The sequence below is a fragment of the Microcoleus sp. OTE_8_concoct_300 genome (assembly GCF_031383065.1).
GTDB lineage: Bacteria > Cyanobacteriota > Cyanobacteriia > Cyanobacteriales > Microcoleaceae > Microcoleus.
In genome coordinates, this window is sequence record NZ_JANMZH010000478.1 from 1 (window position 1) to 1,553 (window position 1,553).

Below are 1,553 nucleotides of genomic sequence, written 5' to 3' on the forward strand. Positions count from 1 at the left end.
CGCAAGATGCTGCGAAATAATTTGAAAGGGGCTGTGGATTTAGATAAACTCGTTCAATTGCTAGAAGAGTTACAAATAAATCCTCAATCTCGCGCTGAAGATTTAAGCGTGGAGCAATGGGTAAATTTGAGTAATAATATGATGTGCGAGGTTTGAAGTTAACGATTCTGTTATAGCCTTTCTCAGTAACATAGGGCATCGGGCATCGGGCATCGGGGATTGGGCATCGGGCATCGGGCATCGGGGATTGGGCATCGGGCATCGGGCATACCTCACCACGCTTGAGAACCGCTATAGATACTCGAATTTTTAAAGAAGTCTGGTATCTGGATATTCTGTTTTTTTATAAATAAGGACTCTTCGACCTGACTACACATAGTTAAATTTAGGTTTGTTGTGGATTTTTAAAGGTTTATTGCAGGCTAATCGGAATTTTAATAATAAATTCCGCACCTTTCCCCGGTGCAGAAATACACTGCAATTCGCCTTGATGTCTTACTGTGATAATTTGATAGCCGATCGATAAACCCAATCCCGTGCCTTTACCTACTGGTTTAGTGGTAAAAAATGGATTAAATAACTGCTTCATCACCGATTCTGTTATTTCTGGTCCGTTGTTGCTAATTCGGATTTCTACCACTTCACTGTCTAAAAGTTTAGTAGAAATTTTGATGATGCGGGGATTAGCTTCATTGGCTGCAATCGACTCGCTGTCGCTGTCGTCTTCTAAAGCATCAATAGCATTAGCGATGATATTCATAAATACTTGATTTAGCTGTCCGGGATAGCACTCTATTTTCCGTAAATTGCCATATTCTTTGATAACTTGAATGCTCGACAAACCGGGCTTAGCATTCAATCGGCTTTGCAAAATCATCAGTGTGCTGTCAATTCCTTCATGAATGTCGGCTAATTTCATTTCTGCTTCGTCATGGCGAGAAAAAATTCGCAGCGACTTGACAATACCAAAAATTCGCTCGGCGCCGTTTTTCATAGAATTTAATATTTTTGGCAGGTCAGAAATGAGAAAATATAAATCTACATAATTAATTTTTTCTTGAACTATGGGTAGGGGATTCGGATACTGCTCTTGATAGAGATTCACCAGTTCTAGCAAACTATTGGCATACTGGCGGGTGTGAGTAATATTGCCGTAAATAAAGTTAATCGGATTGTTGATTTCATGAGCAATCCCAGCGACTAATTGCCCTAAAGAAGACATTTTTTCGCTGTGAATTAGGTTTGATTGAGCCTGCTTCAATTCAGACAATGCTTGTTCTAGCTGTTGAGTTTGAAACTGTAACTCTGCGGTGCGTTCCTCTACTCGCATTTCTACTTCTTTTTTAGCATTTTGTAGTGCAGCTTCTGCTAATTGGCGCTCAACAATTTCAGCTTCTAGGAGTCGGTTGGCAAATGCTAAATGTTGAGTTTGAGACTTTAACTCTGCGGTGCGTTCCTCTACTCGAATTTCTAATTCTTCTTTAGCATTTTGTAGTGCAGCTTCTGCTAATTGGCGCTCAACAATTTCAGCTTCTAGGAGTCGGTTGGCGGAT

1 protein-coding gene and 1 pseudogene are annotated in these 1,553 nt (G+C 40.4%); one reads left to right on the forward strand and one right to left on the reverse strand.

Annotated features, from left to right (window positions below):
* Positions 1 to 156 (forward strand): annotated as a pseudogene (locus tag ACUVJL_RS21565) (16S rRNA (adenine(1518)-N(6)/adenine(1519)-N(6))-dimethyltransferase RsmA); the annotation flags it as partial.
* Positions 157 to 412: 256 nt separating this feature from the next.
* Here the strand turns inward: ACUVJL_RS21565 and ACUVJL_RS21570 are convergent.
* The coding region (locus ACUVJL_RS21570) for a sensor histidine kinase (RefSeq protein ID WP_445247701.1) at positions 413 to 1,553 on the reverse strand (1,141 nt) is incomplete at its 5' end.